Origin of the sequence: Janthinobacterium sp. (assembly GCF_031995485.1) — a bacterium.
In the GTDB taxonomy this organism is placed as follows: Bacteria; Pseudomonadota; Gammaproteobacteria; order Burkholderiales; family Burkholderiaceae_D; genus Janthinobacterium.
The window spans coordinates 1-24,678 of record NZ_DAMAGB010000005.1 but is presented as its reverse complement, the minus strand read 5'-3'; the positions used below and the strand labels follow the sequence as shown (position 1 = coordinate 24,678).

23 protein-coding genes are annotated in these 24,678 nt (G+C 65.0%); 18 read left to right on the top strand and 5 right to left on the bottom strand.

The genetic code is table 11. From position 1 onward, the window contains the following. The first annotated feature begins 4 nt into the window (after nucleotides 1-4). The 8 genes from araD1 to RTQ46_RS05165 all read left to right on the top strand — a co-directional run bounded on the left by araD1 (nucleotide 5) and on the right by RTQ46_RS05165 (nucleotide 9,328). On the top strand, nucleotides 5-997 hold the full coding sequence (gene araD1 / locus RTQ46_RS05200; RefSeq protein ID WP_312435046.1) for an AraD1 family protein: 993 nt from the start codon (nucleotides 5-7) through the stop codon (nucleotides 995-997). Next, nucleotides 994-2,571, top strand: a complete 1,578-nt coding sequence (locus RTQ46_RS05195) for an aldehyde dehydrogenase (NADP(+)) (protein ID WP_312435044.1) — start codon at nucleotides 994-996, stop codon at nucleotides 2,569-2,571. Before araD1 ends, RTQ46_RS05195 begins: the two co-directional genes overlap by 4 nt. 142 nt (nucleotides 2,572-2,713) lie before the next feature. Further along, entirely contained in the window at nucleotides 2,714-3,481 is a 768-nt protein-coding gene (locus RTQ46_RS05190; RefSeq protein WP_312435043.1) for an SDR family oxidoreductase, read from the top strand. Between the two features lie 261 nt (nucleotides 3,482-3,742). Next, nucleotides 3,743-4,705, top strand: coding sequence for an ABC transporter substrate-binding protein (locus RTQ46_RS05185; RefSeq protein WP_312435042.1), 963 nt, complete (start codon nucleotides 3,743-3,745; stop codon nucleotides 4,703-4,705). Nucleotides 4,706-4,719: 14 nt separating this feature from the next. Then, entirely contained in the window at nucleotides 4,720-6,282 is a 1,563-nt protein-coding gene (locus RTQ46_RS05180; RefSeq protein ID WP_312435041.1) for a sugar ABC transporter ATP-binding protein, read from the top strand. 2 nt (nucleotides 6,283-6,284) lie between these two features. Further along, the gene (locus tag RTQ46_RS05175) at nucleotides 6,285-7,355 is read left to right on the top strand and encodes an ABC transporter permease (protein ID WP_312435217.1); all 1,071 of its coding nucleotides are present in this window, start codon (nucleotides 6,285-6,287) and stop codon (nucleotides 7,353-7,355) included. After that, complete coding sequence (gene yjfF / locus RTQ46_RS05170) at nucleotides 7,352-8,320, top strand: galactofuranose ABC transporter, permease protein YjfF (protein ID WP_312435039.1); 969 nt, start codon at nucleotides 7,352-7,354, stop codon at nucleotides 8,318-8,320. The genes RTQ46_RS05175 and yjfF overlap by 4 nt, the downstream gene beginning before the upstream one ends. Before the next feature lie 66 nt (nucleotides 8,321-8,386). Beyond that, nucleotides 8,387-9,328 carry a LysR family transcriptional regulator gene (locus tag RTQ46_RS05165; RefSeq protein WP_312435038.1) on the top strand — a complete coding sequence of 314 codons (942 nt, stop codon included), beginning with the start codon at nucleotides 8,387-8,389 and terminating at the stop codon, nucleotides 9,326-9,328. A gap of 102 nt (nucleotides 9,329-9,430) precedes the next feature. On the opposite strand, the gene RTQ46_RS05160 is transcribed toward RTQ46_RS05165, so the two are convergent. The 3 genes from RTQ46_RS05160 to RTQ46_RS05150 form a co-directional block, all read right to left on the bottom strand. After that, nucleotides 9,431-10,696: a DUF6445 family protein gene (locus RTQ46_RS05160; protein ID WP_312435037.1), complete on the bottom strand. Its 1,266-nt coding sequence runs from the start codon at nucleotides 10,694-10,696 to the stop codon at nucleotides 9,431-9,433. 113 nt (nucleotides 10,697-10,809) lie between these two features. Continuing rightward, nucleotides 10,810-11,547: a hypothetical protein gene (locus RTQ46_RS05155; protein ID WP_312435035.1), complete on the bottom strand. Its 738-nt coding sequence runs from the start codon at nucleotides 11,545-11,547 to the stop codon at nucleotides 10,810-10,812. Nucleotides 11,548-11,590: 43 nt separating this feature from the next. Continuing rightward, nucleotides 11,591-12,427 carry a hypothetical protein gene (locus RTQ46_RS05150; RefSeq protein ID WP_312435034.1) on the bottom strand — a complete coding sequence of 279 codons (837 nt, stop codon included), beginning with the start codon at nucleotides 12,425-12,427 and terminating at the stop codon, nucleotides 11,591-11,593. A gap of 226 nt (nucleotides 12,428-12,653) precedes the next feature. On the opposite strand from RTQ46_RS05150, the gene RTQ46_RS05145 reads away from it, so the two are divergent. The 3 genes from RTQ46_RS05145 to RTQ46_RS05135 are packed head-to-tail and all read left to right on the top strand — an operon-like array spanning nucleotide 12,654 to nucleotide 15,503. After that, on the top strand, nucleotides 12,654-13,451 hold the full coding sequence (locus RTQ46_RS05145) for an SDR family oxidoreductase (protein ID WP_312435032.1): 798 nt from the start codon (nucleotides 12,654-12,656) through the stop codon (nucleotides 13,449-13,451). A 32-nt stretch (nucleotides 13,452-13,483) separates the two neighbouring features. Beyond that, on the top strand, nucleotides 13,484-14,242 hold the full coding sequence (locus tag RTQ46_RS05140) for an SDR family NAD(P)-dependent oxidoreductase (RefSeq protein ID WP_312435031.1): 759 nt from the start codon (nucleotides 13,484-13,486) through the stop codon (nucleotides 14,240-14,242). A gap of 52 nt (nucleotides 14,243-14,294) precedes the next feature. Continuing rightward, complete coding sequence (locus RTQ46_RS05135; protein WP_312435030.1) at nucleotides 14,295-15,503, top strand: MFS transporter; 1,209 nt, start codon at nucleotides 14,295-14,297, stop codon at nucleotides 15,501-15,503. Between the two features lie 6 nt (nucleotides 15,504-15,509). Here RTQ46_RS05135 and RTQ46_RS05130 read toward each other — a convergent pair whose 3' ends face one another. Both RTQ46_RS05130 and RTQ46_RS05125 read right to left on the bottom strand, forming a co-directional pair. After that, nucleotides 15,510-16,448, bottom strand: coding sequence for a GlxA family transcriptional regulator (locus tag RTQ46_RS05130; protein ID WP_312435028.1), 939 nt, complete (start codon nucleotides 16,446-16,448; stop codon nucleotides 15,510-15,512). A gap of 43 nt (nucleotides 16,449-16,491) precedes the next feature. After that, nucleotides 16,492-17,883: a caspase family protein gene (locus RTQ46_RS05125; RefSeq protein ID WP_312435027.1), complete on the bottom strand. Its 1,392-nt coding sequence runs from the start codon at nucleotides 17,881-17,883 to the stop codon at nucleotides 16,492-16,494. 136 nt (nucleotides 17,884-18,019) lie between these two features. On the opposite strand from RTQ46_RS05125, the gene RTQ46_RS05120 reads away from it, so the two are divergent. From RTQ46_RS05120 to RTQ46_RS05090, 7 genes are all read left to right on the top strand, one after another. Beyond that, the gene (locus RTQ46_RS05120) at nucleotides 18,020-18,823 is read left to right on the top strand and encodes a hypothetical protein (RefSeq protein ID WP_312435026.1); all 804 of its coding nucleotides are present in this window, start codon (nucleotides 18,020-18,022) and stop codon (nucleotides 18,821-18,823) included. Then, nucleotides 18,820-19,869 carry a hypothetical protein gene (locus tag RTQ46_RS05115; protein WP_312435025.1) on the top strand — a complete coding sequence of 350 codons (1,050 nt, stop codon included), beginning with the start codon at nucleotides 18,820-18,822 and terminating at the stop codon, nucleotides 19,867-19,869. The genes RTQ46_RS05120 and RTQ46_RS05115 overlap by 4 nt, the downstream gene beginning before the upstream one ends. A gap of 27 nt (nucleotides 19,870-19,896) precedes the next feature. Continuing rightward, nucleotides 19,897-20,760, top strand: a complete 864-nt coding sequence (locus RTQ46_RS05110; RefSeq protein ID WP_312435024.1) for a hypothetical protein — start codon at nucleotides 19,897-19,899, stop codon at nucleotides 20,758-20,760. Between the two features lies 1 nt (nucleotide 20,761). Then, complete coding sequence (locus RTQ46_RS05105) at nucleotides 20,762-22,411, top strand: hypothetical protein (RefSeq protein WP_312435023.1); 1,650 nt, start codon at nucleotides 20,762-20,764, stop codon at nucleotides 22,409-22,411. Then, nucleotides 22,386-23,294 carry a glycerophosphodiester phosphodiesterase gene (locus RTQ46_RS05100; RefSeq protein WP_312435021.1) on the top strand — a complete coding sequence of 303 codons (909 nt, stop codon included), beginning with the start codon at nucleotides 22,386-22,388 and terminating at the stop codon, nucleotides 23,292-23,294. Before RTQ46_RS05105 ends, RTQ46_RS05100 begins: the two co-directional genes overlap by 26 nt. Nucleotides 23,295-23,461: 167 nt before the next feature. Next, nucleotides 23,462-24,490: a LacI family DNA-binding transcriptional regulator gene (locus RTQ46_RS05095; RefSeq protein ID WP_312435020.1), complete on the top strand. Its 1,029-nt coding sequence runs from the start codon at nucleotides 23,462-23,464 to the stop codon at nucleotides 24,488-24,490. Then, on the top strand, nucleotides 24,490-24,678 hold a 189-nt coding region (locus RTQ46_RS05090; protein WP_312435019.1), incomplete at its 3' end, for an ATP-binding cassette domain-containing protein. The genes RTQ46_RS05095 and RTQ46_RS05090, both read left to right, overlap by 1 nt.

Below are 24,678 nucleotides of genomic sequence, written 5' to 3'. Positions count from 1 at the left end.
TGACATGTTGCTGATTCAATTCAAGAACGAAAACGGGGCCCGCCAGGTGGGCCTGCTGCAGGACGATGTGGTCACCATCATCGACGGCTACGACAGCACCTATGCGCTGGCGCAAGATGCCATCCGCAGCAAAACCGGCCTGGCCGAACTGGTCAACGCAAAGCTCGGCAGCGCGACCGCCTCTTATGCGGCCATCGCCGCCGCCGGCCGCATCCTGCCGCCGCTCGACCATGCCGACGAAGCGCACTGCTACGTGACCGGCACCGGCCTGACCCACCTGGGCAGCGCCGGCGCGCGCGACGCCATGCACAAGAAAATCGGCGGCGACGCGGCAGTCCTGAGCGACTCGATGAAGATGTTCCGCCTCGGCGTCGAAGGCGGCAAGCCTGCTGGCGGCACCGCCGGCGCCCAGCCCGAATGGTTCTACAAGGGCGACGGCTCGATCGTGCGCGCCAGCGGCCAGCCGCTGGGCATGCCCGACTTTGCGCTCGACGGCGGCGAAGAGCCGGAAATCGCCGGCCTGTACGTGATCGGCGACGACGGCCAGCCGTATCGCGTCGGCTACGCCATCGGCAACGAGTTCTCGGACCACGTCACCGAGCGCCAGAACTATCTGTACCTGGCCCACTCGAAACTGCGCATGTGCAGCGTCGGCCCGGCCCTGCTGGTGGGCGAACTGCCCGAGCATATCGACGGCGCCTCGCGCGTGCGCGATGCCTCCGGCAACGTGCGCTGGGAAAAGGCCTTTGTCAGCGGCGAAACGAACATGTCGCACACGATCGCCAACCTGGAACACCATCATTTCAAATATCCGCTGTTCAAACGCGCCGGCGACGTGCATGTACACTTCTTCGGCACGGCCACCCTGAGCTTTGCCGATGGCGTGACTGTTGCGCCGGGCGAAACGTTTGAAATCGAGGCGCCGGCCTTTGGCCCGGCACTGTCGAACCGCCTCGAAATCTTCCCTACCGAATTTGCGAAAGTGAGCACATTATGAGTTTCAATATCACAGGCGAAGCACTGATCGGCGGCGTTGCCGTCAAAGCCAGCGGCGCTTCCTTCGAAGCATGGGATCCGGCCGCGCGCGCGCACATCGCGCCGTCGTTCCAGACCGTCGACGCCGACCAGATCGACCAGGCCTGCCGCCTGGCCGCCGCCGCCTTCGACACCTACCGCGCCACCACCGACGCCCAGCGTGCCGACTTCCTCGACACCATCGCCGAACAGATCCTGGCCATCGGCGACGACCTGATCGTGCGCGCCATGACCGAAAGCGGCCTGCCGCGCGTGCGCCTGGAAGGCGAACGTGGCCGCACCGTGGGCCAGCTGAAACTGTTCGCCGGCCTGCTGCGCGAAGGTTCCTGGACCGACGCCCGCCTCGACACCGCCCTGCCTGACCGCACCCCGCCACGCCCCGACCTGCGCCTGCGCATGATCGGCCTGGGTCCGGTGGCCGTGTTCGGCGCCAGCAACTTCCCGCTGGCATTCTCGGTGGCCGGCGGCGATACCGCCTCGGCGCTGGCCGCCGGCTGCCCGGTCGTGCTGAAAGCCCATCCGGCCCACCCTGGCACCTCGGAACTGGTGGCGCGCGCCATCGTCAAGGCGGTCGAGATCGCCAAGCTGCCAGCCGGCGTTTTCTCTCTGCTGACCGGCATCGGCAACGACCTGGGCCAGGACCTGGTGGCCCATCCGGCCATCCAGGCGGTCGGCTTTACCGGTTCGCGTGCCGGCGGCCTGGCGCTGATGAAAGTGGCGGCCAACCGTCCGCAGCCGATTCCCGTCTACGCAGAAATGAGCAGCATCAACCCGGTTTTCGTGCTGCCGCAGGCGCTGGCCGCGCGTGGCGCTGCGATCGCCGCCGGCTTTGCCGGTTCGCTGACGATGGGCGTGGGCCAGTTCTGCACCAATCCCGGCCTGGTGCTGGGCCTGGAAGGTCCTGAATTCACGGCATTTGCCGCCGCCGCCGCCGAAGCGCTGGCGCCCGCGCCGGCCGCCACCATGCTGACGGCCGGTATCGCCAGCAGCTACGTCAAGGGTGTGGCAAACCTGGCGCAGCACGCCGACGTGAAACCGCTGGTGCAGAACACGGGCGAGGAAGGCAAGGGCGCCGCCGCCCTGTTCGTCACTTCGGGCGAGGCCTTCCTGGCCAAGCACGACCTGCGCGACGAAGTGTTCGGCCCGGTCTCGCTGCTGGTCGCCTGCCGCGATATCGCGCAGCTGGTCGAGATCACGGAAAGCCTGGAAGGCCAGTTGACGGCCACGTTGCAGATGGACCAGGGCGACCTGGAAGACGCCCGCCGCCTGCTGCCGGCGCTGGAACGCCGCGTGGGCCGCATCCTGGCCAACGGTTTCCCGACCGGCGTGGAAGTATCGACCGCGATGGTCCATGGCGGCCCGTTCCCGGCTACCTCGGACGGCCGCAGCACCTCGGTCGGCACGGCCGCGATCAACCGCTTCCTGCGCCCCGTGTCGTATCAGAACCTGCTGCAGGACCTGCTGCCGGAATCGCTGCGCGATGGCAATCCGCTGGGCATCTGGCGCCGCAAGGATGGCGTGCTCGGCAAAGAGTAACGGTGTTGTCGGGTTACGCCCTGCGGGCTAACCCGACCTACGATGTCCACGCGGCGGAGCAGCGTAGGTCGGATTAGCCGAAGGCGTAATCCGACACCACCCGCGCCGCAAGCAAATATAAAAGCAGTACAGTGGAGAACAGATGAAGCAGTTGGCAAGGTATGACAGCCTGCGCGGCAAGCGCGTATTGATCACGGGTGGCGGCAGCGGGATTGGCGAATCGATGGTGGAAGAATTTGCCGCCCAGGGCGCGCAGGTGGCGTTTGTTGATATCGCCCGCGACGCGAGCGAGGCGCTGTGCAAGCGTTTGGCTGACGCCGGTCTGCCTGCACCGCTGTTCCGCTACTGCGACATCACCGATATCCCCGCCTTGCAGGCCGTGATTGCCGGCTTTGTGGCCGAGATCGGCGACTTCGACGTGCTGGTCAACAATGCCGCCAACGACCAGCGCCACCAGGCCGAGGACGTGACGCTGGACTACTGGAACGAGCGCATCGCCATCAACCAGCGGCCGATGTTCTTTACCTGCCAGGCCGTGTTCGAGGGCATGAAGCGCAAGGGCGGCGGCTCGATCATCAATGTCAGCTCGATTTCGTGGCACATGAAGTCGGGCGGCTACCCCGTCTACGCCACCACCAAGGCGGCCGTGGTGGGCCTGACGCGGGGCCTGGCGCGCGACTTCGGCGCGCACAATATCCGCGTCAATACCGTCACGCCCGGCTGGGTCATGACGCAGCGCCAGATCGACCTGTGGGTCGACGACGCGGCCGAGCTGGAGATCAAAAAGAGCCAGTGTCTGCCAAGCAAGCTGATGCCGCAGGATATCTCGGCCATGGTGCTGTTCCTGGCGTCCGACGATGGCGCGATGTGCTCGTCGCAGGAGTTTATTGTCGATGCGGGGTGGGTGTAGTCTGCTTTCATCCCCCCCTGCAAATTCCGGGGTCGGACCCTGAGGGTCCGACCCCGGCACTTTCGCCGTTCGGGTCAAGTGCCACATGCCAGCGCAACGCTGGCATCTTCATTTCTGCTCCCCGATATTCAAATTGGTATCGCAAGCGAAAAAGAATTGATTGGATGGCTATGTTGCTTTCTCCTACCATGGGTTCATAAAAAACCGCCCGTCCCGGCATCCGGCCGCGACGGTATTCCAATAAAAACCTGGAGACATGAAATGACATTGACACGCCGCACCGTACTCGCCAGCGCCATGCTGCTGGCCCTGTCCGCCACCACCTCGGCCTTCGCCGCCAAGCCGCTGGTGATGGGTTTCTCGCAAGTGGGCGCCGAAAGCGAATGGCGCACCGCCAATACCGTCTCGATCAAGGAAGCGGCCAAGAAAGATGGCGTGACTTTGAAATTTGCCGATGCACAGCAGAAGCAGGAAAACCAGGTCAAGGCGCTGCGCTCGTTTATCGCCCAGAAAGTCGACGTGATCGCGTTTTCGCCAGTGGTCGAATCGGGCTGGGATACCGTGCTGCGTGAAGCCAAGGCCGCCAAGATTCCCGTCATCCTGACCGACCGTGCCGTCAACGTGACCGACAAGTCGCTGTACGTGACCTTTATCGGTTCGGACTTCGTGGAAGAGGGCCGCCGCGCCGGTCAATGGCTGCTCGAACATGCCAAGAAAACCCCGGACGCGCAGCTGAACATCGTCGAACTGCAAGGCACCGTCGGCTCGGCGCCGGCGATCGACCGCAAGGAAGGCTTCCAGGAAGTCATCGGCAAGAATCCGAAGCTGAAAATCATCCGTTCGCAAACGGGCGACTTTACCCGCGCCAAGGGCAAGGAAGTGATGGAAGCGTTCCTGAAGGCCGAAGGCAAGAAAATCAACGTGCTGTACGCGCATAACGACGACATGGCCATCGGCGCCATCCAGGCGATCGAAGAAGCGGGCATGAAACCGGGCAAGGACATCATCATCATCTCGATCGATGGCGTCAAAGGCGCGTTCGAGGCGATGATCGCCGGCAAGCTGAACGTGACCGTCGAATGCAGCCCGCTGCTGGGCCCGCAACTGATGTCGATCGCGCGCGACGTGGTGGCCGGCAAACCGGTGCCGGCGCGTATCACGACGGTGGAAGGCGTGTTCCCGGCTGAAGTGGCCGCCAAGGAATTCCCGAACCGTAAGTACTAACACCGCGCTGGCCGATGACTACGCAAGTACACCATGACGCCGCGCCAGTTCCCCTGCTGGAACTGCGCGGCATCAGCAAGACATTTCCCGGCGTCAAAGCCCTGAGCAATGTGGCGCTGCGCCTGTATCCGGGCGAAGTGCATACGCTGATGGGGCAGAACGGCGCCGGTAAGTCGACCCTGATCAAGGTGCTGACGGGGGTATATACCCCCGACAGCGGCGAGATCGTGCTCGATGGCAAAGCCATCGCGCCGGCCTCGACCTCGGATGCCCAGGCCCTGGGCATCAGCACCGTGTATCAGGAAGTCAATCTGTGCCCGAATCTGTCGGTGGCAGAAAACATTTTCATCGGCCGTTATCCGCGCCGCTTCGGCATGATCGACTGGCGTTCCATGCAGCAGCAGGCGCGTGCCTTGCTGCAGCAGCTGCAGATCGATATCGATGTGACGGCGCAACTGTCCGCCTATCCGCTGGCGATCCAGCAGATGGTGGCCATTTCGCGCGCGCTGAATATTTCGGCGCGCGTGCTGATTCTCGATGAGCCGACCTCCAGCCTCGACGAGGCAGAAGTCAACCTGCTGTTTTCCGTGCTGCGCCGCCTGCGCGAGCAGGGCATGGCGATTTTGTTCGTCACCCATTTCCTCGAGCAGACCTATGCGATTTCCGACCGCATCACGGTAATGCGCAACGGCGAGCGCGAAGGCGAATACGCGTGCAGCGAACTGTCGCGCCTGGCGCTGGTCAATAAAATGATCGGCGTGGCGGCCGATACGCAGGCCTTGGACGACGAGCCGCTGCATGATGGCGAGGCCGTCTTCGGTGCGAATGTAGTCGAAGCGCAGGGCCTGGGCCGCAAGGGCGCGCTGGCGCCAATGGACTTCCATATCCGCCAGGGCGAGCTGCTGGGCCTGGCCGGCCTACTCGGTTCGGGCCGCACGGAGCTGGCGCGCCTGCTGTTTGGCGCCGACAAGGCCGACACCGGCAGCATCCGCGTCAACGGCAAGGAAAAACAGTTTGCGGTGCCGCGCGACGCCATCGGGGCGGACATCGGCTTCTGCTCGGAAGACCGCAAGCACGAGGGCGCGATCCTGTCGCTGTCGGTGCGCGAAAACATCATCCTGGCCTTGCAGGCGCGCACCGGTTTGCTGCGCGCGATTCCGTTCAAGCGCCAGCAGGCGCTGGCCGATGAATACGTCAAGGCGCTGGGCATCAAGACGGCCAGCATCGAAACGCCGATCGGCAGCTTGTCTGGCGGCAACCAGCAGAAAGCCCTGCTGGCGCGCTGGCTGGTGACCAATCCCGCCATGCTGATCCTGGACGAACCGACGCGCGGCATCGATGTGCGCGCCAAGCAGGAAATCATGAGCTATGTCAGCAAGCTGTGCCGCAAGGGCATGGCGATCCTGTTCATCTCGTCCGAGCTGCCCGAAGTACTGCGCTGCAGCGACCGCATCGTCGTCATGCGCGACCGCAAGGCCTGCGGCGAATATGCGCGTGGCGAACTCGACGACAGCTCGGTGCTGCAGGTCATCGCCGGCGACGCCGACTCCGCCCATGCAGCAGGAGCGGCGGCATGAGTATGTCCACACCGGCCGGCGCGACGCGTCCGGCCTCCACCACGGATGGTTCCGCTTTGCATAACGTGTTGACGCATCCGCTCGGCCGCCCCATCGGCGCGCTGGTCCTGCTGCTGCTGGTGGCCTTTTTCACTATCCCCGGCTTTTTCCATCTCGAAATTCGCGACGGCCATCTGTACGGCAGCGTGATCGACATTATCAACCGCGCCGCGCCGCTGATGCTGGCGGCGCTGGGCATGACGCTGGTGATCGCCACGCGCGGCATCGATATTTCCGTCGGCGCCGTGGTGGCCCTGTCCGGCACCGTGGCCGCCATGCTGATCGGCGGCACCATGGTGATGGACAACGGCGTGCCGACCTATGTCAGCAATATGCCGATGGGCTGGGCGCTGGCCGCCGCGCTCGGTGCAGCCTTGCTGTGCGGCGCCTGGAACGGCGTGCTGGTGGCCGGCCTGGGCCTGCAGCCGATCGTTGCCACCTTGATCCTGATGGTGGCGGGACGGGGACTGGCGCAACTGCTGACCGATGGCCAGATCGTTACCGTCTACTACAAGCCGTTCTTCTTTATCGGCAGCGGTTATCTGTTCGGCCTGCCGTTCTCGCTGTACTTGGTGGCGGCGGTGTTCATCATTACCGCCTTGCTGATGAAAAAGACCGCGCTGGGCCTGTTTATCCAGGCGGTCGGCATCAACCCGGTGGCCGCGCGCCTGGCCGGCATCAGGACGGCGACGCTGATCTTTTTCGTCTACGTGTTCTGCGCCGCCTGCGCAGGGCTGTCCGGGCTGATGATCAGCTCGAACATCAAGAGCGCCGACGCCAATAATGCGGGGCTGATGCTGGAACTGGACGCCATCCTGGCCGTGACCTTGGGCGGCACGTCCCTGGCCGGCGGCAAGTTCAGCCTGGTCGGCAGCATGATCGGCGCGCTGATCATCCAGACCCTGACTTATACCATCTATTCGCTGGGCGTGCCGCCGGAAGTGAACATGGTGGTCAAGTCGGTGGTCGTATTCCTCGTCTGCATGTCGCAATCGTCGGAATTCAAGCAATTGCTGCGCCGGAGGAAAGCATGAAGGGCTTGCTGCACACACCGTATTTCACCTCGCTCGTCACCGTACTGCTGCTGGTGGTGATGCTGGGCCTGGGCGGCGCCCTGTACCCGGGCCTGCTGTCGACGCAAGTCATCTTCAACCTGCTGATCGACAATGCTTTTCTGCTGGTGATCGCGGTCGGCATGACCTTTGTCATCGTCTCGGGCGGCATCGACCTGTCGGTCGGCTCGGTGCTGGCGCTGTCGACCATGATCGCCGCCTGGCTGCTGCAGGTGGCGCACTGGCCGCCGCTCTTGGTGATCGTCACCGTGCTGGCCTTGGGCTGCGTGTTTGGCGCCAGCATGGGCGCCTTTATCCACTACTTCAAGCTGCAGCCGTTTATCGTCACGCTGGCCGGCATGTTTTTGGCGCGCGGACTGTGCTACCTGATCAGCATCAATTCGATCACCATCGACGATCCGCTGTACGTGGCCATGTCGCAGACGCAATTGCAGTTCCTCGGCGGCTTTGTCTCGCCCGGCGTGGTGATTGCCGTGATCACCCTGTTGATTGCCGTGTGGCTGGCGCACGCCACGCCGTTCGGCCGCGCCGTGTATGCGATCGGCGGCAACGAACAGTCGGCGCTGATGATGGGCTTGCCTGTGGGCCGCACCAAGGTGCTGATCTATGCCTTCAGCGGCTTTTGCGCGTCCCTGGGCGGCGTGCTGTTTTCGTTCTACATGCTGTCCGGCTATGGCCTGCATGCGCAGGGTACCGAGCTCGACGCGATTGCCGCGGTGGTGATCGGCGGCACCTTGCTGAGCGGCGGCTACGGCTACGTGGCGGGCGCCCTGTCGGGCGTGCTGGTGCTGGGCACCATCCAGACCCTGATCGCGTTTGACGGCACGCTGAGCTCGTGGTGGACCAAGATCGTCATCGGCGGCTTGCTGTTTGTATTTTGCGTGGTGCAGCGCCTGATGGCGATGGGCCAGAAGAAGACAGGGTAGAGGATTCTGATATCAAAAAGATCGGTATCGAGCAATTTATGATACCGATCATGATATGATTTATTGATGGACACTCTCAACCCCAACTGGTTCTTGCGAGCCCGCCTGAAGACACGGCAATTGCTGTTGTTGATCGCCCTGGACGAGCAGCGCAATATCCACCGCGCCGCCGAAGAATTGCACATGACGCAACCGGCCGCGTCGAAGCAGATCAAGGATCTGGAAGAGATGCTCGACGTGCGCCTGTTCGACCGGCTGCCGCGCGGCATGGAACCGACCATCTTCGGCGAAACCATGATACGCCACGCGCGCATGGCGCTGACCAGCCTGTCGCTGGCGCATGACGATATCGTCGCACTGAAGTCGGGCCTGACAGGCCAGGTGGAAGTGGGCGTGATCATGTCGCCGGCCATGGCCCTGCTGCCGCGCGCGATCGCCCGCATCAAGCAGCAGGCGCCGTTGATGCGCATCGGCGTGCAGCTCGAACACAGCAATACGCTGATGGACATGCTGCAGCACGGCACGCTCGACTTCATGATCGGCCGCATCCTGGAAAAGGAAACCAGCTCGGGCCTGGTCTACGAGGAACTGACGGAAGAACCCGTCAGCGCCGTGGCCCGCAATGGCCACCCGCTGCTGTCGCGCAAGAATCTGCAGCTGAAGGATCTGGCGCCGCAGCCGTGGATCCTGCCGCCGCAGGGCAGCATCCTGCGCCACCGCGGCGACATGATGTTCCGCCGCGCGGGCCTGGAGCCGCCCGTCAACGTGGTCGACACCACCGCGCTGCTGCTGATCACCTCATTGCTGCAGCAAACCGACTCGCTGCACATCATGCCGACCGAAGTGGCGCACTACTACGAGTCGCTGAACGTGCTGAGCATTTTGCCGATCGAGCTGCCGTGCAAGATGGATGCGTTCGGCATTATCCGCCAGCGCGACCATCTGCTGTCGCCTGGGGCGGAGATGCTGTTGAATGCCGTGCGGGCGGCGGCCAAGGACATGTATTGATGTGTTGACGGTGTTGTCGGATTACGGCCCGTTGGGCCTAATCCGACCTACGTGGCATGACATATCGTAGGTCGGATTAGCGTAGCGTAATCCGACAACTGCTCAATCGGGCACCTCAAAGAAAAACAACTGCACCAATCTGCCATTCTCGCGCGTGTCGCCAAACACATTGCTGAGCGAATGGAAATAATGGCCCTTGTACATGATCAGCCGGTTATGGCGCATCGGCACTTCCAGCAGCGGCACCCAGCTGTCGCGCTGTTCCTGTAGCTCGTTGAATTTCTGTACCTTGCTGTTCGGCAGCCAGCGTTTCTGGAACTCCCTGAAGCTGGCATAGCCGCCCGCTTTCACCTGTGTCTCGGGCAACCGGCGGTACCAGCCGCTGGGCTGGTGGCGCCAGAAGGTGGTGCCGCCCTGGCACTGCTCGGGCGGATTCAGGTACAGCACGCCCGCATAAAAGTTGAAGTTGTCGCCCGTCTCGTTGTCGACGTGAATGTCGGTACGGGCGGTGGCGTCGGCATGGCTCAGGCGGTACGAACCGTTGTCCGGTGAAATGAAGCGGATCGGGCGGCCCAGCGCCGTGGCGATGCGCTCCATGATGTGCTGGCACGGCTGGCCGGCCGTCTGGCTGCCCGGATAATTCTGGCCCGCATAACGTTGCGGCTCGAACGGCAGTTCAAGTGCCTGGGCGCGCCAGGCGGCGGGGTCCGGCAGGAAGTTGTCGATAATGCGCATGTCAGTTTCACGCACGAACTCTTGCAGTTCCTCCGATACCGCCAGCCGGCTCAGCTGCTCGGGTTTGTCCGGGTTCGGGCTGGCGAAGCCGACGCGGCAGGTTTGCGCCAGCTCGGGGTGCAGCGCCAGCGCCTTGTCGTAGCGGTCCTGCGCCAGTTCGGCCTGGTTGCTGCGGTAATACATCTCCGCCAGGCCCTGCAGGTTCTGCCAGCGCCCGGGGCGCAGCGCGTGCGCGCGTTCCAGCTCAAGGATCGCCTCGGGCAGGCGCTGGCGGGCCAGCAGCAGCTCGGCGTGGACGATGGCGTAGTCATGTTCGCCGGGCGCCAGCCGCGCCGCTTCGGCATAGCTGGCCAGGGCTGCCGCGCCATCGTTGCCGCGCATCACGTTGCCGAGGTTGTAGTGGAACAGGGCGTTATCAGGTTGCTGTTTCAGCGACAGTTTCAGCAGGCCCAGGCCGATGGTGGGCTGGCCCAGTTCCAGCATCGCCAGTCCCTGGAAATGCTGGGCCGCCATCAGCTTGGGATCGGCCTTATAGGCCGCCTGGTAGGCATTGATCGCCTCGATCAGCTTGCCCTGCTGGTGCAGTTGACGGCCCTTGGCCAGTTGTTGTTCCGCCAGTGTCTGTTCGCCCATGTCTCGCTCTCGATGTAATTGCCGATTAGTGTAACTGCAAGCAGCGAAGACGTGAACCCGAACAGAGGCTGGGGTCGGACCCTCAGGGTCCGACCCCAGTACTCGACCTTGGGTTAAATCACTTGTTGAACCGGAATTTCTTCGCCATTGAGCTTGATTGCCACCTTGACGATCTGCGCCTTGACCTGGCGCGCCGACATGTCCGCTTCCTGGGCGTAGGCATACACGATGATGGCAAAATTCTTGTAGCTGCTGCGCGCCGCTTCGATCTTGCGCGCCGCCTCCTGGTCCACCTTCAGCATGCCGTAGCCGTCGCCGTTACTGAAGCCCAGCTTGTAGTCGCTGTTGTCGTACATGTAGTAATAGGTGCCGGCCTCGGCGAACTTGGCCGGGAAGGCGCCCTTGTCCATCGCGTACGGCGACAGCGCGCCCTGGCCGTTGATCTGGTAGCGCAGGTAGCGTTTGGCCTTCGCTTCGCTGACCTTGGCGTCGATCTGCGGCTTGATGGCGTCGAGCACTTCCTGCTTGCGGAAGGCGTCGTCGGTGCTCGTGTATTCGCGCGAGATGCGCTGCGCCACGGCGGCGTAGTCGGGCGGCACGCCGGACAGCGCGATATAGCTGTACATCAGCTGGTTGCCGCTGGTGATGTCGACATAGCTGGCGGCGGGTGTGGCCGGATCGGCTTGCGGCAGGCTGGCGGCCGCGGCTTTCACCTGCGCCTTGGCGGCCAGGTCGGCGGTGCTGGTGGCGACCGGTTTTGACGCATCAGGCGTGGCGGTATCGGTTTCCTTCTTGCCGCAGGCGGACAGGATCAGGGCGATGGCGAGCAGGGCGGGCAGGGTGCGTTTCATGATGGTTTTCCTTGAATGGATGATTGAATGAGAATGGGGTGAATCAGTTGATGCTTTTGCGTTTGTATTCGCCGTAACCGAAGCCGGCCAAAATTGCTGCCGCAGCGATGACCAGGTAAAAGCCGATGCCGAACGACAGGCCCTGCCACACTTGCGCCAGCATCTCGCTGGCCATCTGGTCGGCCATGCGGGCGGCGCGCGCGCCGAGCATGGCGCTCATGCCGTTCATGGCGTCACCTGCCTGGCTGACCGCGCCCTTGATCTTGAAGAACAACAAGCTGGTGTGGATCACGATAAACAGCAGCGGCGCGCACTTGCCCAGTGCCGCTTTCGGGTTGCTGCTGGCCATGGTGGCAAAGCAGGCGGCAATCGACAGCAGGAAGAAGAACTGGGCCGAGGTGAAACCGCCGGCGCCGCTGCGGCCAAAACTTTCCAGGCTGTCGGTGGACAGGCCCAGCAGTTGCCAGTAGCTGTGCGAGACGGTGGCAAACAGGCGCATGCCCAAGGTGTTGAAGACAAAGGCGCCGGCCACCAGCACGCCGATCGCGCCCAGCACCTTGATGCCCAGCGTGGAGACGGCATTGCCCCACACCTGCTGCCCCTTGTCGCGCGCCAGCCTGGCGGCGCCGGCCATGTCTTCCTGCGTGATTTGCTGCGTGGGGACGAGGGTCAGGCTGTCGATGGCGCCGGCGTCATTGAAGCGCACGTCGACCACGGCGTTGATGGCCGGCGCCGTGTCGGAGCGCCAGTGGCTGGCGATATCGAAGGTATATTGCACGCCAGCCACGCTGACGGAACCCTGTCCGCTCGGTTGATAGGCGAGGATGCGGCCCCGTGCGGCCGGGGTCGAGGTTGGCGTGGTTTGCGGTGCTGTGTGCATGGTGTACTCCCTGGAATTGGCATGCTTGATTGCATGTACCCTCACATAACGAGGGGGCCTCCGGGAAATACAAAATTATTTTGCGATTATTTTGGCTGCGATTCCACTTAGCAAAAGGCTCGTTGCGCGATGTCCTAAATCCTGCCTATCTACGTCATTTTCGACATGGCGATATGGCCCTACCATGTCTTCACGCAATCTTGCCAACCCAACCGGGGATTTCATCATGACGCAGACATATCAAGGCACGGCGCTCATTACTGGCGCTTCTTCGGGCATCGGCGCCCTCTACGCCGAACAACTGGCGCAACAAGGCTACGACCTGATCCTGGTGGCGCGCGACCGCGTCCGCCTCGATGCGCTCGCCGCGCGCATCACCACGGCAAGCCGGCGCACGGTCGAGGTATTGGCCGCCGACCTGGCCGACGCCGCGCAGCGCGCCGTCGTCGAAGCCAAGCTGCGCGACGACGCCAGCATCACGCTGCTGGTCAACAATGCCGGCGTCGGCACGCACACGCCGCTGCTCGACAGCGACGTCGGGCGCATGGAACAGATGATAGACCTGAACGTCACCGCGCTGACCCGCCTGACCTATGCGGCCATCCCCGGCTTCGTGGCGCGCGGCAAGGGCGGCATCATCAATATCTCGTCCATCGTGGCGATCGCGCCGGAAGTGCTCAATGGCGTGTATGGCGGCAGCAAGGCGTTCGTGCTGGCCTTCACGCAGTCGCTGCACCACGAACTGGCCGGCAAGGGCGTGCGCGTGCAGGCCGTGCTGCCGGGCGCCACCGCCACCGATTTCTGGGCCACCGGCGGCCTGCCGCTGGAACACCTGCCGGCCGATATCGTCATGCGCGCCGACGACCTGGTGCGCGCCGCGCTGGTCGGCTTCGAGCGGGCAGAGCTTGTCACCATTCCATCGCTGCAGGACGCCGCGCACTGGGACGCCTATGACAGCGCGCGCAAGGCCCTGGCGCCGCACCTGTCGACCAGCACGCCGGCAGCACGCTACGCCGCCATCTGATTGCCCACCCCAACACCGAACAAGGACACGACATGAAACTGACAGACAACACCATCTTCATCACCGGCGGCGCCTCGGGCATCGGCCGCGGCCTGGCGGAAGCCTTCCATCAGCGCGGCAACAAGGTGATCATCGGCGGGCGCCGCAAGGCCTTGCTGGAGCAGGTGGTGGCCGCCAATCCCGGCATGGAGGCGATCGAGCTGGACGTGGCCGATCCTGCCAGCATCGACGCCGCGGCGCAGACGCTGATGGCACGCTATCCGTCGCTCAACGTGCTGGTCAACAACGCAGGCATGATGCCGTTCGACGATGCAAGTGGGGTGCTGGACGATGCCCAGACGCGCACCCTGGTCGATACCAATTTGCTGGGGCCAATCCGCCTGGCTTCGGCGCTGATCGAACACCTGAAGCGCCAGCCCGAGGCGACCATCATCCATAACACTTCGGTACTGGCCTTTGTGCCGCTGGCGGCGACGGCCGTGTATTCGGCCACCAAGGCCGCCCTGCATTCCTACGCCATGTCGCAGCGCTTCATGCTGCGCGACACCAGCGTGAGGGTGCAGGAGATCGCGCCGCCCTGGGTCGATACCGACCTGATCAAGAAGAGCGGCGATCCGCGCGCCATGCCGCTCGATGCCTTCATTGCCGAAACCATGCAGGGGCTGGCGTACGATGGCGAAGAGGTCGTCGTCGCGGCCATCGAGGGTTTTCGCGCTAATCCCGGCCCTGGCGAGTATGCCCTGTTCAACGGCTTCAACGCTGACATGACGGTCAACCCCATCCCTGTCTGAACGCCTGGCGCGGCCGCCTGATGCAGGCCGTGCCTTTTCCATGAGCCTGGCCATGCCCGAAATCGCTTCCCCTCCAACCGCCACGGCGCCGGTCGCCGGCCCTGGCGGCTCCTTGTATCCGGCGCTGTTTTTCGCGCTGGGCACCTTTGCCATCGGCACCGAAGGTTTCATGATCGCGCCGCTGTTGCCGAAGATGGCCGCCGATTTCGGCATGAGCGTCTCCGCTGTTGCCACGCTGGTGGTGGCGTTTACGCTGGCGCTGTCTCTGAGTTCGCCTGTCACCACCCTGATGAGCGGGCGCCTGAACCGGCGCGATACGCTGCTGCTGGCGATCGGAGTATTTACCGCCGCCAACGTGATGGCGGCCTGCGCGGCCGGCTTCAACAGCTTGCTGGCCGCGCGGGTCGCGATGGCGGTGGCGGCAGGCCTGTATGTGCCCAACGCCAATGCGCTTGCCGGCGCGCTGGCAGGGACCGAACGGCGCGGCCGCGCGCTGGCTATTGTCAGCGGCGGCATGACGATGGCCATCGCGCTCGGCCTGCCGCTGGGCGCGCTGGTAGGGCACGCCTGGGGATGGCAAGCGACCTTCCTGGCAGTCGCGGTGATGGGCGCGGTGGCCTTTGCCGGCATCCTGGCCGGCGTGCCGCGCCACGGCGCAGGCACGCCTGCGGTGGCCGGCATCGCCGAGCGCATCGGCATGATCGAGCAGCCGCAGGTGCGCCGCCTGCTGGCGGTCACGCTGTTCTGGTCTGTCGGCGCCTACACCTGCTATCCGTATATCGCGCCCTACCTGAGCGCCGTGCTGGGCTATGGCGAACGCGGCATCAGTGCCACCGTCACGCTGTGGGGCGTGTTTGCCGCGCTTGGCGTGCTGACCGGCGGCGTGTTCAACGACCGCTTCGGCGCCCGGCGCGTGGTGCCTGTTGCGCTGCTCCTGCTGGCGGCGTCATTCTGGCTGCTGGCGGGGGCCACCCTGCTGGCGCCCGCCGTGGCGCAATCGCCGGTGCTGCTGGCGGTGGCGCTGTGGGGCTTCAGCGTATGGGCGTTTTTTCCGGCACAGATGGCCAGGCTGATCGCCGCAGGGCAGGCCGGGCAGGCGCCGCTGGTGTTGTCGCTCAACACCTCGACCATGTACCTGGGCTTTTCCATCGGCAGCGCGATCGGCGCTGGCATCCTGCACACGGGCGCCCTGTGGGGCATCGGCCTGTTTGCGGGCGGGTCGGTGCTGGCCGCCTTGCGGCTGGCTGCAGCGCGCTCCTGAACGCTGCTAGACGCGCGCCTCGCGCCGCAGCGATTGCGGCGCAACGCCGAAGCCGCGCACGAACGCTTCGCGCAGGTGGCGCCGATCGCGAAAGCCGGTTTCGCGCGCGATGATTTCCAGCGGGTGCCGGCTTTGTTCGATCATCAGGCGCGCCGCTTCCAGGCGCAGTCCTTCCAGCGCCTTGGCCGGCGACTGCCCGGTCTCGGCGGTAAACACGCGGCTGAACTGGCGCGGACTGAGGTTGGCGTTCTCGGCCAGTTCCTCGACGCTCACGGCCCGGTGCAGGTTCTTGCGCGCATAGCTGAGCACATTCTGGATGCGGTCCGACTTGGGCGACAGCTGCAGCAGTTCCGAGTGCTGTGTCTGCCCGCCCGAGCGGCGCTGATGCATCACCATCTTGTGCGCGACGGTGCGCGCGACCTCGTTGCCCAGGTCTTTTTCCACCAGCGCCAGCGCCAGGTCGAGACCGGCGGTCATGCCGGCCGAGGTCCATACCGGTCCGTCGACCATGTAGATGCGGTCCTGTTCGACGCTGGCGCCCGGGTGCCGCTGCTGCAGCGTGCGGCCATAGGCCCAATGCGTGGTGACGCGGCGCCCGTCCAGCAGCCCGGCCTCGGCCAGCGGAAACGCGCCGGTGCAGATGCCGGCCACGCGGCGCCAGATAGCGGCATGCCGGAGAAAATCGACCAGCTCGGCCGGCGTCGGATTGCCCAGCGGATCGGTGACGCCGAGCACCACCAGCGTATCGAGCCGCTCCGCTTCGCCGATGGCCTTGCACGAGACGGTCACGCCCATCGAGGAGCGCACGCCGCCCGCCTGCATCGCGTATTGCTCGACCACGTAGTAAGGCTGCTCCAGCACGGCGTTGGCAAATTCGAACACCGATTGCGTGCCCAGCGCCAGCATCTGGAATCCGTCTGTCAGCAGGTAGCCTATCCGATGCATGCTTTGCTCCAGGTTGAATATAAGGGTGAGACGATGTCGCTGCTTATTTTTTGGGCGGCTGCATCAGGTCCTTGGCGGCGCCCTGGTAATCCTTCATCAGCCCCATGAACGCATCCTGCAGATGGCGCGCCGCTTCCTGCGGCGGCGCGCCGGTGCGCCGCGCCAGGTCGAACTTGTAGGCATGGGCCGGGCTGTAGCCGGCCTGCGAGGCGGCGTCGAGCAGCACGCCGGCGCGTTTCAACGAAGCCGGGTCGCCCTTGACCATCAGCAGTTCGGCCAGGTAGGTCTGCGCCACCGGGAAGTCTTTCGCGGCGGCTTTTTCCAGCCACTGCATGCCCGCTTTTGGCTGCCTGATGCCGGCGTCGCCGCCGCCGATGCCATAGCCGAGGGCCGTCAGCGCCACCAGGTCGCCGGCGCGGGCGCGCTTTTCCAGCTGCTGGCGCGGGAACGGGCGCGCCGCGATCTGCATGCGGATTTCATAGTTGATGTCCTGCAGCACATTGCCGGGCCAGACCTTGGCGCCGCTGGCCGCCATTGGCTTGGCCGGCATGGCGGCAGGGCTGGACGGCGCCGGCGCGCGCACGCCGCCATTGCCGTTCGAGGCCAGCACGGCCGGCGACGGCTCCGGCGTTACCTTGCCGCTGCCCGTGTTCAGCACCAGCCGCGCCGAGGTTTCGCCGAACGACACGCGCGGCTTTTGCACGTCGTGCGTCATGGTGGCCACGCGCGAGGCCACCTGCGAGAACAGCTCGCCCATCGACAAACCCGGTGCGTCGAGCGCGTCGAGCAGGGCGCTGGTGTAGGGGCTGTTGCGCGAATCGGGTGACCAGAAGTCGCGCGCCAGCGCGCCGGGGCCGGCCGAATAGGCGATCACCACGCCGCGCGGCGCGCCGGTGTCGGCAAAGCCGAGGCTGGCCGCGCCGTTGCCATCGACGGGCAGTTGCTGGCCGCCGCGCGTGTATTCCGCGCGGCAGGCGTCGAGGATCAGCACGGCGCCGCGCGCGCCGCTGCGCTGCAAGTCGCCGGCCAGGCTGGCCACCGAGACGCCCTGCGCCTGGATCGCGCTGCTGCTGAGGGCATTCATGTTGGCGCCGATCGGCAGCACGTAATTGGCTTCGCCGGCCTGGGCGCCATGGCCGGCATAGAACATCAGCGCGATATCGGCGCCGCGCGCTTTGGTGGAAAATGCGGCAGAAGCCTGCTGCAATTGCCGCGCATCGATATCGAGCCGCAGCTCCACCTCGAAGCCCAGCCGGCGCAAGCGCTCGGCCATGGCGCGCGCATCGTTGGCGGGATTGAGCAGCGGCTGCGGGTAGGCGGCATTGCCGATCACCAGCGCGATGCGCTTGCCCGGAGGGGGCACGGCCACGGCGGCGTGCGCCAGGCCGGCTTGCAAGAAAACAAGGGTCAACAGCAGCAGGATCAGGCGGCGCATCGGTCTCTCGAAGGTGTTATGTGAGTAACAAAAAGTTAGCGATTTCCACATCAATATGAGAAAATTGCCCGTATGCATTTTACCTTACTGACAAGTTTTGCTTGCCAGGCAAGCGTATTTCTTCCAGGCCGCACGCATGAGCACCTCATGCCGCGCGCCGCCACACACGATCGGACCGGCTTTGCAATCGGAACAATTTGAACGTATCCAGGATTTCTGGAGCCGCCGCCAGCAGCTGACGCAAGGTGAACTGGCCGAGTTTTATCAACGCACCCTGGCCGCCCTGGCGCCATGCCGTCCCCGCGAAGCGGCCTCGCTCGGCGACTCGCTGGCCGACCTGCGCCACCAGTTCTTTATCGAAAAAGTGCTGGGCAGCGAGAGTACCTCGGTGCCGCTGCACACCGGCGCACTGTACCTGTATTTCAAGCGCTTCATTATCGACCAGTTGCGCAAGCAGTCCGATGGCGGCGATGAGCACGAGAGCTGTGACTTGCAGGCACCCGACGCCTATGCGGCGGCGCTGCGCGACTACCAGCTGACGCCGCAGCTGGTGCGCGATGCCGCCGACGCCTTTATCGCCACCTTGCCCGATGACCTGATCCTGCTGCTGCGCCATTGCGGTTGCGGCGGCATGCCGGTCAGGGAGCTGGCCGAGCAGATCGCCTCGGCCCACTACCACAGCGGCAAGCTGGGCCTGGTGCACAAGCAGAAGGGCGACGCCGACAGCGCGGCGCGCCAGCTGGTCCAGCCGGCTCACCGCGCCACCTTGCTGGGCGCGTGGGTATTGAACCTGCTGAAACTGCGCGTGGGCGACACCTTGAGCCCGCCCGATATCGCCGCCGCGCAAATAGTTTTGGATATTTTGTGCCTGGCCGCGTTAAGTGGGCATATGGATCCCGCATCCACCGAACCGAACATGAATGAAAGGCCACAGCCATGACTGCGCTGACGCCCTCGCTGGCCATCGTTGCCGCCCGTCTGGAAACGGCTCCTTCTTCCACCGAGCTGCTGCCGGAAGACGTGATCGCCGGCGACACCCCCGACTGGCGCAGCATCGCCGTGCCGCCCCATCTGCTGGCACGCTTTGCGCGCCGCAGCGATGCGGCAGTCCTGGCTCACCGCCCGATCGGCGGCGGCCAGATCCATCTGCTGGCCCGCCGGCCCGGCTTTGGCGCCGTGCTGCTCGACGGCTGGAATCCGGCCCAGGGACGCTGGCGCGGCTGGCTGGTAACGCCCGACGCGGCCTACGCCGACGCCTGCGCGCTGGTGGTCGAAGAGCGCGATGCGCCGGCCGATCCGCGCGCCGGCATGGTGCTGTGCGATATGCCGCTCGACGTGGCCGTGACCGACCTGGGCGCCTGCCTGGGCGTGTTCAGCCAGGACCGCCTGCAGGCGGCGCGCTGGCTTGAACTGCATGGCCGCGACAACGCCGCCGCAGCGGCTCCCGGCGTGGTGGCCCGTGTCGCCGTGCCGGGCGGCTATGCACTGACCGGCACGCCGCTGGGCGAATCGGCCAAGGACGGCCGGCACCCATACCGCCAGATATTGCGCGAAGGCTTGCAGCAGTTGCAGATTGCCTCCGCCACGCCTGCCACAGCGCCGGCAACGGCGCCGGCGATACCGCTCATACCTGCCGCACCGGTGAAGGCGGCGAATGCCTCGCGCTGGCTGAAGATGATTACCGCCGTGGCCGCCAGCGTGATGGTGGCGCAATCGGTGTGGCTGTTCCTGCCGAGAGACGCGGCCATCGTCGACAACGCCGAGTATCGCGGCGGCGGCAGCGGCGTCGAGACGGGCAAACGCATCCGCGTGCTGTTCCGCGCCGATGCCAGCGAAGCGGACATCCGCACCTGGCTGCAGCGCGAGCAGCTGGAAATCGTCAGCGGTCCGGATACCCTGGGCGCCTTCACGCTATTGACACGCGACCGGCAGAAAATCTTGCCGCCGCCAGGCCCGGGCAATCCGCTGGCCGTGATCAATCCGTAAATAGACAAGATAAAGAAAGCAAGCGACATGAATACGTACAAGAACTTTGCATCCGCACACTGGCGCAAACTGGCCACTGCCGTGGCCGCCGGCCTGCTGCTGACGGGCTGCGCCATGCAGCCGAACGGACGCGGCGGCGTGCTGATGAGCGTCGACACGGCCGAACTGTTCGGCACGCCGGTTTCCACCTTCAGGCTGCGCGACGGCACCGAGGGTACTTTGCGCAAGGACCCGCAGGGCAAGTTCTCGATCAAGCTGTCGCAGGCGTTTCGCGTGGTGCCGCTGGCAAACGCCATCACGGCGCGCGTGGCGCGCGTGGAAAATGTCGGCGAGCGCACGGTAGTGATCGTGGAAACCCAGGAGCGCGGCTGCGCCTACCGCTACGAGGTGCTGGCGTTCCAGGGCACCGATGTGTTGCAATGGACCATCGGCAACTGCAAGGACCGCCCGCGCGTGGAGCTGGCGCAGGACGCCAGGTCGCTCAATATCGATTTCCCGAACTACAACCAATTGTCGCGCCAGATCTATACGGACAACCGCCTGCTCAATACCAGCGTGCCGGTGCCGCCCGGCGTCAATACGCGCCTGGTGCCGTTTGCCGACGATGCGCTGCGCGGCACCGGCCCGGCGATTGTCAACCTGCCGGCCGGCGATGGTCCTGGCCGCGTGATCCCGGCCGCGCCGGCTGCCGCACCGGCGCCGGTGGCTGCGCCCAAAGCCACCACCCGCAGCACCGCCAAGGCGCGGCGCCAGGATGCGCCGGCCAAGGCGGCCACGCCGGCCATCAGCCTGCCGCAGCCGCGCGCCGCAGCCGCGCCGGCCCCGGCCGCCGCACCGATGATCTTCCAGGCCGAAGAGATCAAGCCGGTCGTGATCGACCTGAGGAAATAAGATGGCAGCGAGCTTGCGCAGTCTGCAGATCCGGCAGACCCTGATCCTGATCGCCCTGACCATCGTCTACCTGTGTTTCGAGCTGGGCTTCAATGCCCGCCTGCTCGACGTGGTGGGCGGCGACGTCACGCCGCACGCCGTGGAAGACGTGGAGTTCTACGGCCGCAGCCTGTCGGGCATTGCCGCCGCGCTGGTGGTGCTGCAGCTGATGTGGCGCCGGCGGCTGAAAAATGGCGGCAAGGATGGCAGTGGCCCCAGCTGGAAGCAAATCATCGTGTGGTGCTCATTCACGGCGGTCCTGGTGTTCATGGTGCTGAAAACCTTCGTGACAGTGCTGGTCAATACGCGCGACGCGGAATTTCGCCGCATGGCCTTCAACACCACCCTGATGCAGCGCTCGCTGGTGGCCGGCAGCCTGCAATTGCAGGGCCTGGTCGATGATCCCACGCTGTTTGCCAAGCCCGAAGGCAAGGCCTTCCTGGCGCTGTTTCCGTTTTTGGCCGTTTCGGTCGGCCATCTCGATGAGCGCATGGAACCGGCCAAGGAACAGTTGATCAGTTTTAATGTACGCAAGATCGCCGGCGGCGCCGCCGGTTACTACGAGAAATATCAGGAGGCGATCAAGGAAGTGCACGAGCGCTGGAAACTATATACGGGCGTGATTCCCGACGACGATCCGGGCTTGCGCCAGGAGCAGGAAAAGGCCTGGAACGATTACCGGCAAAGCCTGTCGCGCCATGGCTGGCGGCCTGAATCCGTGCCCGCCCGCCGGCGCGCAGCGGTGGTCAACAGCGTGCGCAAGAAGGTGCCGGTGCCGGCCAACTGGCACCCGGCCGACCAGTTCTCGTTCCGCCTGGCCGTCAAGCGCCGCTATGCATCGGAAGCGGCCAGCAAGGGCGTGACCGTCAAGGGCGACCGCATTCCGCCGGGCCTGTCGTTCCCGGCCTTCGTGGCGCGCCCCGGCATCCAGTCCGTGCTGCGCGACGGGCCGGACGGGGGCGACGGCAGCGAAAAAAGCAAGGGACTGCGATTGCCGAAAGGCGCGGTGGTGCAGGATGCGTATGGCAGCCCGGCCGAATTCAGCCGCCTGTTCGACCAGTTCGTGGCGCGCCAGACGGCCGAACGGCTGGTCGAATACCGCGCCAGCCGCGTCGACTTTGAAGGAGGCGGCAAATACTTTGAAGAAGGCAAGGAAGCCTCGCGCGCGGCCATCGTGCCGCCGGTCGCGCTGTTCTTTTCCCTGCTGGGCGCCATCGGCCACTTCTCGAAACTGCTGTACCTGATCGCTACCGTGGGCCTCCTGGTGCTGGCCGCGCGCCGCGGCGAACAGGCGGGCGAGGATGGCCAGCTGAGCCGCCGCTCGGCGTGGATCGCCACCGGCGTGCTGGCTGGCGCCTTCCTGGGAACCTGGGGCATCTTTACCCTGTCGGACAATAATGTCACGCGCAGCGAACTGTTCCGCCAGATGCTGGACTGGAACCGCCAGGCCGACGCCGACAGCACGCGCTGGGGCATCGCCGGCAAGGGCCTGCTGGCCAATTTCACGCATGTGGTGGCGGTGGGGCAGGGCTACAGCTATCCCGTCAATGAAGCAATTCGCATCAATATTTTGCAGGGAATGGAATATGGTTATCACCCGGAAAAAAAATAAGCTTGTCGCGCTGGCGCTGCTGCTGGCCATGATGGGCAGCGCGCAGGCCGAATGCCTGGGCATCAAGGTGCAGGCCCACCGTGGCGCAGGCAACGCCCCGGAAAACTCGCTGAGCGCCTTGCGCAATGCCTATTTCGGCAACTGGGATGGCGTCGAGACCGACTTGCAACTGCTCGGCGACGGCAGCTGGGTGGTGCACCACGATGTGCTGACGGGCAGGGTGGTCGATGCGGGATCGCCGCTGCCGGTGCGGCAGATGAACGCCGGACAATGGCGCGCGGCCAGCATGAAGAACCGCGGCGTGACCACTGCCGAGACGCCGCCATTCGTGACCGACATCGCCGACCTGGCCACGCCGTTTCCCGCCAAGACGCTGAATGCCGAGATCAAGGACGTCGTGCCGTCGTGCCTGCCGATCGACGGACTGGTCAGCCAGCTGCGCGCCGGCATCAGGCACGGCAACTGGTTCCTCACGTCCGCCGTGCCGAACAACCTGATGTGCGCGCGCCGCGCCGACCCGCAGGGCTATCTGGGCCTGATCGTGTTCGACGCGCGCAACGCACAGGCGGCCGGCGCCAACCGCGTCAGCCGCTTTATCGCCAACAATGCGCGCGCACCGAAGCTCGACAAGCCGTGGCTGCAGCGCGTGCAGCAGCAGATCGGCATGCCGGTCGGCGTGCATGTCGATGCGCGCAGCCTGGACGCCAATCCGAATCTGCTGGCCGACGCGGCCGGCCTGAACATGCCCGTGTTCGTGTATGCGGTCGATGGCGACTCGGCCCTGGCCGCATCGTTGCTGCGCGCGCAAAAACGCAGCCATCGCTGGCCCAGCGGGGTGATACTCGATGGCGGCAGCGATGCGTTTTGCGCGATGCTGCAATAACGCATAAGACGGCCGGGGTCAGGCCCCCACACACGTTAACGCCGAGCCTGGAGTTGGCGGTGGCAGGGGTCTGACCCCGGATTTACCGCACCGCACCATCGATTTTGTTTGCATCCGGCGCGCCGCTGGCTTATAAATGTAATCGATTACATTTTTTGAAGAACGCCATGCCGCCAGTCGTCCCTTCCGTCATTCCTGCCGAGTCCGCCGTCTCGATCAGCGCCGTCGCCGCCCATGCGGGCGTGTCGGTGGCGACCGTGTCGCGCGTGATGAACGAGCAGAGCGGGGTGCGGGCGCCCACGCGCGACAAGGTGCTCGCTTCCGTCGCCAAGCTGGGCTACCGCATGAACCATCTGGCGCGCAGCCTGCGCACGGCCGAGAGCCGCATGCTGCTGACCATGGTGCCCGACGTGGGCAACCCGTTCTATGCGCAGATCGTGCGTGGCATCGATACGGTGGCGCGCGATCACGGCTATTTCGTGCTGCTGTGCGACACGGGCGCCGACGAGGGCCGCGAGCGTTCCTATTTTGATTTGCTGCGCATGCACCGCGCCGATGGCGCCATCTGCCTCGATCCCGATACGGTGCAGCATGCGCTGTCGCATGAATCAATCAGCCTGCCGTGGGTGGCCTGCTGCGAATTCGATCCCGGCGTGGCGGTGCCGTATGTGGGCATCGACAACCACCGTGCCGCGTCCGACGCGGTGGCGCACCTGCTGTCGCGCGGGCATACGCGTATCGGCCTGATCAATTCCGACGAACGCTATCTGTATGCGCGCCAGCGCCAGCAGGGGTACCTGGACACGCTGGCAGCCGCCGGCGTGCCGGTGCAGCCGCAATGGATGCGCACCGTGCAAAGCCTCGACTACGAGGCCGGCACGCAGGCCACGCTGGACATGATGGCGCAGCCGGACGCGCCCACGGCCATCTTTGCCGTCTCCGACACGCTGGCCATCGGCGTCCTGAGCGCGCTGCGCCAGCTGAAGCTGCGGGTGCCCCAGGACGTGGCCGTGATCGGCTTTGACGATATCGCGATCGCCGCGCAGATCGCTCCCGGTCTCACCACGATTGCGCAGCCGATGCGCGAACTGGGCGAGACGGCCGCGCGGCTGCTGTTGCAGCGGCTGGGCGATCCCGCCGCGCAGGTGCCGGGGGTGCTGTTGCAACACAATCTGGTGTTAAGGGGGAGTGCATAGTGAGCGTTGCCGTCAGGTTTGAGGCGATCTGCAAGGACTTCGGTCCGGTGCGGGTCTTGCATGGCGTCAGTTTCGACCTGTCGCCGGGTCGCGTGTATGGTTTGCTGGGCGAAAACGGCGCCGGCAAGTCCACGCTGATGAAGATACTGGCCGGCTATGAGCCGGTCAGCGAAGGGCAGTTATTGATC

What these genes read in the sequence shown, in the direction of transcription:
- araD1 (WP_312435046.1), top strand. Translation starts at nt 5, where the DNA reads ATGTTGCTGATTCAATTCAAGAACGAAAACGGGGCCCGCCAGGTGGGC.
- RTQ46_RS05195 (WP_312435044.1), top strand. Translation starts at nt 994, where the DNA reads ATGAGTTTCAATATCACAGGCGAAGCACTGATCGGCGGCGTTGCCGTC.
- RTQ46_RS05190 (WP_312435043.1), top strand. Translation starts at nt 2,714, where the DNA reads ATGAAGCAGTTGGCAAGGTATGACAGCCTGCGCGGCAAGCGCGTATTG.
- RTQ46_RS05185 (WP_312435042.1), top strand. Translation starts at nt 3,743, where the DNA reads ATGACATTGACACGCCGCACCGTACTCGCCAGCGCCATGCTGCTGGCC.
- RTQ46_RS05180 (WP_312435041.1), top strand. Translation starts at nt 4,720, where the DNA reads ATGACTACGCAAGTACACCATGACGCCGCGCCAGTTCCCCTGCTGGAA.
- RTQ46_RS05175 (WP_312435217.1), top strand. Translation starts at nt 6,285, where the DNA reads ATGTCCACACCGGCCGGCGCGACGCGTCCGGCCTCCACCACGGATGGT.
- yjfF (WP_312435039.1), top strand. Translation starts at nt 7,352, where the DNA reads ATGAAGGGCTTGCTGCACACACCGTATTTCACCTCGCTCGTCACCGTA.
- RTQ46_RS05165 (WP_312435038.1), top strand. Translation starts at nt 8,387, where the DNA reads ATGGACACTCTCAACCCCAACTGGTTCTTGCGAGCCCGCCTGAAGACA.
- RTQ46_RS05160 (WP_312435037.1), bottom strand. Translation starts at nt 10,696, where the DNA reads ATGGGCGAACAGACACTGGCGGAACAACAACTGGCCAAGGGCCGTCAA.
- RTQ46_RS05155 (WP_312435035.1), bottom strand. Translation starts at nt 11,547, where the DNA reads ATGAAACGCACCCTGCCCGCCCTGCTCGCCATCGCCCTGATCCTGTCC.
- RTQ46_RS05150 (WP_312435034.1), bottom strand. Translation starts at nt 12,427, where the DNA reads ATGCACACAGCACCGCAAACCACGCCAACCTCGACCCCGGCCGCACGG.
- RTQ46_RS05145 (WP_312435032.1), top strand. Translation starts at nt 12,654, where the DNA reads ATGACGCAGACATATCAAGGCACGGCGCTCATTACTGGCGCTTCTTCG.
- RTQ46_RS05140 (WP_312435031.1), top strand. Translation starts at nt 13,484, where the DNA reads ATGAAACTGACAGACAACACCATCTTCATCACCGGCGGCGCCTCGGGC.
- RTQ46_RS05135 (WP_312435030.1), top strand. Translation starts at nt 14,295, where the DNA reads ATGCCCGAAATCGCTTCCCCTCCAACCGCCACGGCGCCGGTCGCCGGC.
- RTQ46_RS05130 (WP_312435028.1), bottom strand. Translation starts at nt 16,448, where the DNA reads ATGCATCGGATAGGCTACCTGCTGACAGACGGATTCCAGATGCTGGCG.
- RTQ46_RS05125 (WP_312435027.1), bottom strand. Translation starts at nt 17,883, where the DNA reads ATGCGCCGCCTGATCCTGCTGCTGTTGACCCTTGTTTTCTTGCAAGCC.
- RTQ46_RS05120 (WP_312435026.1), top strand. Translation starts at nt 18,020, where the DNA reads ATGAGCACCTCATGCCGCGCGCCGCCACACACGATCGGACCGGCTTTG.
- RTQ46_RS05115 (WP_312435025.1), top strand. Translation starts at nt 18,820, where the DNA reads ATGACTGCGCTGACGCCCTCGCTGGCCATCGTTGCCGCCCGTCTGGAA.
- RTQ46_RS05110 (WP_312435024.1), top strand. Translation starts at nt 19,897, where the DNA reads ATGAATACGTACAAGAACTTTGCATCCGCACACTGGCGCAAACTGGCC.
- RTQ46_RS05105 (WP_312435023.1), top strand. Translation starts at nt 20,762, where the DNA reads ATGGCAGCGAGCTTGCGCAGTCTGCAGATCCGGCAGACCCTGATCCTG.
- RTQ46_RS05100 (WP_312435021.1), top strand. Translation starts at nt 22,386, where the DNA reads ATGGTTATCACCCGGAAAAAAAATAAGCTTGTCGCGCTGGCGCTGCTG.
- RTQ46_RS05095 (WP_312435020.1), top strand. Translation starts at nt 23,462, where the DNA reads ATGCCGCCAGTCGTCCCTTCCGTCATTCCTGCCGAGTCCGCCGTCTCG.